This window comes from Streptomyces sp. NPDC056161, assembly GCF_042268025.1.
Classification (GTDB): domain Bacteria; phylum Actinomycetota; class Actinomycetes; order Streptomycetales; family Streptomycetaceae; genus Streptomyces.
This window is the reverse complement of record NZ_JBHJUV010000059.1, coordinates 47,469-55,216: the sequence shown is the minus strand read 5'-3', so window position 1 is coordinate 55,216 and position 7,748 is coordinate 47,469. Positions and strand designations below refer to the sequence as shown.

Below are 7,748 nucleotides of genomic sequence, written 5' to 3'. Positions count from 1 at the left end.
CTCCGGAATTTCATTCCGGAGGGGCTCCATCGGCGTTTCGGCACTAGCGTTGCGACATTCGAGACCAGTCAACACCTGCCGACATCAGAACTCGTCTTCGAAAAAAGACCTTAGACCGCTAAAGATCCAACTTGCCACGCACGAAAGATCTGATGTCGTCGAGTGCATCCTCTGCACGACCGCCCAATATTGGATCGTTGAGCAATCCTTCGAGGCAATTGACTACATCGACACTCACCGCTTGATGAATTCTTCCGATGTGACCCATGCAAGTTACAGCCAGAGCCCTAACTTGATCGTCAACTTCAGGAGAAATCTGACGGAGCAATATGACTTCAACCGCCCTACGGTCTGGATCGTCATACGTCAACGCCAGCAGGGCCCTGGTGGCTAGCCTGGTGTCCGAACCCTCAAGGTCAGACACCATGGCTGCCCGCCAATCTTCTAGTTCCCGTTGTTCGTGATTCATCACGGCACCTTAATCAGTCCTGCCTTGATGCCCCTCCGTAGGACGGCCTGCGCTTTTGCCATACCTGGATCTGTGCCCAAATTGGTTCGAACGTGCCCGTGGTAAATCTCGTTAGTTCCACCAGGCGTAGTACAGCCGCAGGGGACTTCGCCAGTTCGGTCCAGAATCACAGTGTCTCCGTTGGAAGGGTCAACCCCAACTCGGCGTGGAGAAGTGGGCTTAATCTGAACCGAGTTATCCAGCGCTCCCTGTCCATCCCGAGGCTCAGCGCTATTTTCACCACGGGAACTGCCTCGCGCCTCAGAACCGTGCTTTCCACCCGCCTCATATATCTGCTCGCCACAGTTATGTACGAGTACCGGCGTAGCCCCCGCGAGCACATAGTACGTGTGCAGGGTCCCGACGGTGAGGTCGTAGGTCGTCTGGTGCTGGTGGAAGTTGTGGACCTCGGTGACCGTGGCGGTTGTGCCGTCGGTGGTGCGGAGGCGAGTGCCGGGGGTGAGGTCGTGGGCGTCGGTCCAGCGGTGGTGGGTGACGTCCCAGAAGGGGTGGTGCCAGGTGGTGGTGAGGGTCTGTTTGGCTGCTGTGTGGGTGTGTGTCTTGTGGGGTGGGCCGCGGGTGGGGGCCGTGTCCAGGGTGAGGGTGGTGAAGTCCTTGTCCGTCCGGGTGACGATGACCCGCTGGACCTTCTCCGGGGCGGTGACGCCGGTCTGGGGGTCGGTGGCCAGGACCGTGTCCCCGGGCGTGATCTTGCTGATCGGTTTTGAGGAGCCGTCTGCCAGGCGGACCGCGGTGGAGGGTACGAAGCTGTGGACCGCGCAGCCGATGGCTTCCGCGCCGGCGCCTTCCGTCTTCGTTGCCTCCACGATGGCGCGTTCGGTCGCGAGGGCGTCGTCGGCGACCTTGGCGGCTTCTTCGGCGTCCTTGACGGCCGTGAACGCGCGGTCGAGGGCGCGCCAGACCTTGAAGGCTTCGACGCCTACCTTGACGGCCTTGAAGATCTTGCCCCACGGGACGGCGGTCAGGGCGGTGTTGATGCAGCCCATGACGTCGCCCTTGGTGAAGCAGTTGTAGGCGTCGGTGACTCCGATGACGTCCGCGACGAGGCTGAGCAGCCGGTGTTTGAAGCCGGACGCCTGTTTTCTGGCGGCGGCTGCTGCTGCGTCGGCGGTGGCTTTCTGTCGTTGAAGGGCGCGTTCCTCGGCCTGGGCGTGGGACGTGGTGTTGCTGACTTCGGCTTTGTAGCGCTTGGCGTATGCCTTGGTGTTGTTGGGGGTGCTGCCCGAGCCGGGGTGGTCGTGCATGGCCCGCTGCATGGAGTCCGGGTCGATCGGGGTGCCGTTGATGCAGTTGGGGCAGTTGCGGGTGGGGCAGTCGATGTCGGCGCAGGCGCCGGTGGGGTCGGAGGTGGTGACGGGGGTGTCGTCGGCGTAGTCGTAGGCGTTCCACGACTGGGGTGAGCCGGGGTCCATGAGGGGGTCGGGGCTGAGGAAGCGGCCGATGGTGGGGTCGTACTCGCGGGCGCCGAGGTTGGTCAGGCCCGTGTTGTCGTCCTGGGTGCCGCCGACGTAGCCGTGTTGGCCGATCCAGGTACCGCTCTGGTCGCGTGTCTCGCCGAAGGGTTTGTACTGGCGGCGGGTGACCTGCTGGGTCTGGGAGTCGATCTCCAGGGTGCCGGTGCCCTGCCGGTCGGGGATCAGGTAGGTGAACTTGCCGTCGGAGGTGTGGGTGGCCACGGTCTGGCCGGCGATGGAGATGTAGCGCAGGCCGTCGGCGCTGGTGGCGCCCTTTGTGGCGGTGATCTCCTCGTCGCCGGTGTAGAGGGTGGTGGCGTCGGGGCTGTGGCGGATGAGCAGGGCGCCGTCGGTGCCGTAGAGGTATGTCGTGTCGGCGGCCGTGCCGGTCGAGGACAGCTGGGAGAGTCTGCCTTCGGAGTCGTAGGTGAAGGTGTCGGTACCCGCGCGGGTGGTGCGTGTGTGGGCGTTGCCGGCCTGGTCGTAGGTGTAGAAGTTGCTGGTGTCGGAGGCCGGGTCGCCCGGTACCGTCGTGTCCACCTCGCCCACGGCGTGGGCGTGCCCCTGGTCCGCCGTGGCGGGTGTGTACGTGGATGTCGCGTCGTGGGAGGTGTTGCCGGAGGGGTCGTGGTCGGTCTGTGTCGCGCGGGCTCCGGTGTTGTCGTAGGTCCAGGACTGCCAGTACGGGGAGGGCCCGCCCACGGTGGTGGAGGAGCCCGGCGCGGGCGTGGCCGCGCAGTCGTCGGTCGCCGTCCAGGCCGCCTTCAGGCGCTGGGCCCAGTCGTAGTCGAAACACTGGGTGTCGCTCTGGCCGGTCTCCAGCTTGTCGGAGATCTTCGTGACGTTGCCGGACGGCTGGTAGCTGTATCCGGTCTTGTCCGCTATCGCCCTGCCGGACTGGGTGACGGTGGTGGAGCCGGTCAGGCGGTGGGTCTGGTCGTCGTAGCTGAGGGTCTGCTGGGCGAAGTTTCCGGAAGTGCCGTAGGTGAACTGCTGCGGCTCGTCGAACTCCGTGTAGGTCAGACCGCTGACGTAGGCCCAGCCGTTGGTGTCGCCGCCCACGCCGATGGGGCGGTCGTAGGCGTCGTAGGTGTAGGAGACCGTCTCTTCCGGGAGCTTGACGGTGGTCGGGTCCTGGTCGGTGTACGACTGGAGGGTGCCGGTGAGGTTGTATCTGTTCTGGTGAAGGTAGGTGCCGGCCAGCGTGCCCTCAGCGGCGGGGATCACCAGTTGGGTGGCCTGGACCCAGCCGTGGCTGTCGTAGCCGAGGACCTTGCTGGTGTAGGCCGCGCCGCCGGTCCCGCCCGTGTAGCGGGTGGAGGAGGTGGGCTTGCCCTTCTTCAGGGTGTCGTACGTCCACGCCGCCAGCTCATTGGCGGCGGAAGGGGCCACGTCACCTGTCGTGTCGTACTCGGCCTTCTTGCGGCCCATCTCGTCGTACTCGAAGCTGATGGTCTTGTCGCGGGCGTCGGTCGTGCTCTGCAACTGGCCGGCGTTGTCGTAGTGCGAGGTGGAGTGGCCGGTGTCGGGGTCGGTCTGGGAGACCTGGCGGCCGAGCAGGTCATAGGTGCTGCTCCAGGCGTGGCCCTGGCCGTCGTCCTGGCCGGTCTGGTGGCCGGCCGCGTCGTAGCTGTAGGTGGCGGTGTCGGCCGCCCCGGTGGGCGTGGTGCCGTGGTAGCGCAGCAGTCTGACCGTCTGGCCGCGCGCGTCGGAGTAGGTGGTGGTGGGTGTGGCTCCGGCGGGCGGGGTGACGTCGACGCGGTCGGAGCCGGGGTAGGCGGTGGTGGTGCGCCAGGTCTCCGAGGCGAAGTGGTAGGCGATCGAGGCCGTTGCCCGGCCCGCGCCGTCGTAGAGGGTCGCGGTCTGTGAGGGTGTCTGGTTGTCGGCGGCGTCGACCAGCGTGCCGGAGGGGGCGCCGGTGTTGTAGTAGACGTCGGAGGCGCTGACCGGCCAGCCGTGGCTGTCGTAGACGGTGTCGGTGATCGTACGGCCACCGTCGACCGTTGCCGTCTGCGTCTCACGGGGACGCAGCATCGAGTCGTAGATCGAGACGGAGGTGCGGTAGGCGTTGTCGTCCGTGAGGGTCTGCGTGGTCACCGTGGACGGGGCATCGGGGGTGAGGTTGTAGCTGTACTTGGTGTTCGGGTTGTTGCTGGTGGGGAAGCCCGGATCCCATACGGCGGTCAGGCGGCCCAGCGGGTCGTAGGTGCTGGTGGTGGAGTAGCCGGCCGCGTCCGTGGTCTTCAGGTCCAGTCCGCGGGCCGGGTCCAGGGTGGTCGTGGTGGCGAAACCGGCCGTCTGACCGGTGACTTTCGGCTGGGTGACCTTGATGGACGTCGGGGACGCACCGCTCGCCGGGGTGTACGCCGTGGCCGTGACCCGTTCGTCCGCGTCGGTCTCGCTGATTTCGCGGCCGTAGGTGTCATATGTGTTCTTGAGCGCCGTGATGTGGTGGATGGTGCCGTCGGCGGCGGCCGAGTCGGCTTTCTGCACCATCGTCACATCGCCCTTGGTGGGCGTCGCGGTGTTGTCGGTGGAATTGTCGAAGAAGGTCAGATCGTCGCTGAGCAGGTCATTCGGGTAAGTGGGTGTCACCGAGCAGGCGACCGAGAGTTCCTGCACCCGGCGCGGGGTCGGCAGGAGATGGCCGGCGGCGTCAGCCGCGTACCAGGTACGGGTGCACTTGTCGTCCGTGGACGTCGCTACGTCGCCCTTGTCGTCCATGGCCGTGGGCAGACCGCTGTCAGCGTCGATCGTGTAGTCGACCTCGGTGGTCTGGCTGGTGCCGGCCGCCTTGGTGGACGTCGCACGGGTCCGCTTGACGTTGGTGCGACGCGAGACCAGTGGATCCAGGCCCGCCTTCGTACGGGACTGGGTGGCCGTCGCCGCCGAACTCCACGGGTCGCTGACGGTGTCCGACAGCAGTGCGCCGCCGTCGCCGTTGTAGGACTGTGCCTCGAAGGTCTGGCCGGCCAGCCAGTCGGAGTCCTTCTGCGCGTCGTCTCCGGCGCTGTCGTCGAGGGTGACGGTGCGGGTGCCGGTGGACGTCTTGTCGCCGTCCATCCCGCGGAAGTACGTCTGCCGCGACAGGGTGATCTTCTCAGGGGAGGTGCCGGTGCGGGCTTCGACCGTGCCGTAGCCGCGCCACAGGTTCCAGGTGCGGTACTTGGCCTGGGTCTGCGGGTCGTCGTTGAAGTGCCAGGCCGGGTCACCGACGTATCTGTAGGACGTCTGCACGGGCAGCCCGCCGCCCTTGGGATCCTGCGCCGTCACGGAGTTGACGACGAACTTGTTGAACCAGTCCAGCTGCGGCGTGGTCTGGCCAGGTGGCGTCCAGTACTGCGGGTAGCAGCGGTAGGTGTTGCCGTCCTCGCTGGACGGCAACTTCGTCGTGCCCGCTCGATGGCACTCCGGCTCGCTGTAGTTGACCGTGATCACCTCACCGGACTCGGTGGTGACGGTGGTCATCCGGTAGCGGGTGATCGGCTGGTAGCCGTCCAGGCCGTCGACCCGGTTGGCCAGCGCCTGCCCGACGAACTTCACCGGCGGAAGGGCAAGGCTGCCCCCGTCCTTGCCGGTGCGCACGATCTGGCTCAGCCACAGCGACGGGGTGGTGGTGTCCCCGGTCGACGGGAACGTCTGGCTGAGCGTCCAGGCGTCCACGTCCTGGTAGCCGGTGCCGACCAGGGTCTGGGTGCGGATGCCCGTCAGGCGCTGGGTGGTGAAGAACGCCGGACCGTGGTTGTTGCAGGTGCCCGAGGACGCGCAGGTCTGGTCGACGGGAACGTCCGGCCAGTGCGCGGCGTTGGCCGCCGTCATCTTCGACGGGGCGCAGTCGAAGCCGGAGCCGGAGTCGGGCAGGCAGCGCTCGGAGGTGTCGAAGAAGACCTGGGCGGCAGCCGGTGCGGTGGTGTCGTACACCCTCCCCGCCACCTGCCCGTACTGGATCTTGGCGAGATAGCCGCCACGGGTGTATGCGGTGGGGTCAGTGGAATTGTCCCTGCCGTAGAAACCGGTCTCGGGCGTGTACCAGTAGCTGATCGCGTTGCCGTGCGGGTCGACGACATAGTCGAGGTTCCACCGGTACGCCTGCCGGCACCAGGAATCCGCGAAGGCGGACGCGTGGCAGGGCTCGTTCGCGTCGTTGCCGTACACGGGTGTCGTGAACACCGAGTCGGTGGTCGCGTTGCCCGACGCCCACCCGGGCAGCCGGTTCAACCCGAAGTAGTACTTCGTCCCGTCGGCGGTGGTGACGATGAAGTACTCGTTGTCATTGTCCCCGTTGACCGTGTCAGTCTTGATCTCGATCTTCTCGCCGTTGTCACCCTGCGGATGCCAGGTGTTCGTGGCGTCGTCGTGGACGAGGGTGTTCGACGAGCCGTTCAGCGACAGCGTGAGACCGTCCACGGCGTCCGACCAGCACTCGTCGGAGGTCTTCGGCGAACCGCTCGCCGTATCGTCCGAGCAGGAGGCGTAGCTGCGCTCGACGAAACCCGGCGAGTAGTCCCAGCCGTCACCGATCCAGGACGACTGGGCGTTCGTCGAGGACGTCCGCCCGTCCACACTCTGCGAGCTGTAGTCCAGCGACACACTCGGAACCAGACCGCCGGGAACATCCGGCACCGAGACGGGATACGAGTAGCTGAACGCGCCGCTGGAACTGCCCGCCGACCACTGCCCGGACGGAGCCAGAGACGTGGCCGCGTAGCTGCCACCGCCACCCGACGCACTCGCCTCCGCCGCCAGCACCACCGGCTGCGCGGTGGCGGAGGCGGGGGGCAGCGCGACGTCGGCCGAGACCGTCCGGGACTTGGCGTCGTTGGTCGAGGTCAGCGGAGTCTGCTTGCGGCACGCGGCGGACTGCGGGGTGGTCAGCGCACAGGCCGGCAGACCGACCAGGCGGAGCCGTCCGGCCCAGTCACCGCCGTAGGCATCCTTGAACGCCGAGTAGTCCAGGGCGACTTGGGCGCTGCCGCCCAAGGTGGCCTGGTCCGGCCGGACGGTGAAGACCACGCCGTGCACGCCGAGCTTCTGGGCGGCCGTCTGACCGGGCAGGCTCACGCGGACCTTGGTGCCTGCACTGACCCGGTGCCCCTTCTTCGTCTTCGCCGCCGAAACCGCGACCGGCAGGTCTCCGGCATGCCGTGCCGCGGCGCCCTGTGCGGGCACCGACGCCTCCGACGAACCGGCCGCGGGCCACGACCTGTGGGCCTGGGAAGTACTCCAGCGCGCCATGTCCGGCACCTTGGCGGCCTTGCCCTTGACCGCCGACACAGGCACCGACCGTTCTTTCCCGGCCTTGACCAGATAGTCGTGCCCGCTCCCGTCGGCAAGGGCTGCCTGCGGAGAAAGGAATGCGGTCAGCAAGCCCAGCGCGGTAACGGCGACGATCCACAGAGCGGGCGCCCTGCGTATACGCATGGATCTCCCGCAAATCCGCCACAGCGAATTCCGACGCACCCCAGACCCCCCAATTCAGCGTGACTGCCGAAGGGGAATTCAATCAGGACGAAAATCAACTTCACAGACCCTTCACAGTAATGATCAACTATAGAAGTTGCCATGAACATCTCCAGTTGAAGTCAAGGAACGCCAAGTGCGGCATACATAGATCAATGAAACGGACCAACACCCCAAAGGTCCCTCAACACCTCACTCCATATATCAAGTTGCAGATGCCACGCACTCGCTACGGATGCCCACAGCAGACAGTTTTCGGCCATCACTTGTCCCTTTGACTAAATTACGGATACCCTCCTCGCGCC

Annotated in this window: 2 protein-coding genes; both read right to left on the bottom strand. The window is 66.2% G+C overall.

The window, feature by feature from the left end:
- Positions 1-118 precede the first annotated feature (118 nt).
- A complete protein-coding gene (locus ACFC09_RS37780; protein WP_376536132.1) occupies positions 119-469 on the bottom strand; it encodes a hypothetical protein in 351 nt (116 codons plus the stop codon).
- On the bottom strand, positions 469-7,404 hold the full coding sequence (locus ACFC09_RS37775; protein WP_376536130.1) for an RHS repeat-associated core domain-containing protein: 6,936 nt from the start codon (positions 7,402-7,404) through the stop codon (positions 469-471). Before ACFC09_RS37775 ends, ACFC09_RS37780 begins: the two co-directional genes overlap by 1 nt.
- Positions 7,405-7,748 lie beyond the last annotated feature (344 nt).

Bases quoted from the DNA above. Each gene is read 5' to 3' on its own strand.
- ACFC09_RS37780 (WP_376536132.1), bottom strand. From the start codon at position 469: ATGAATCACGAACAACGGGAACTAGAAGATTGGCGGGCAGCCATGGTG.
- ACFC09_RS37775 (WP_376536130.1), bottom strand. From the start codon at position 7,404: ATGCGTATACGCAGGGCGCCCGCTCTGTGGATCGTCGCCGTTACCGCG.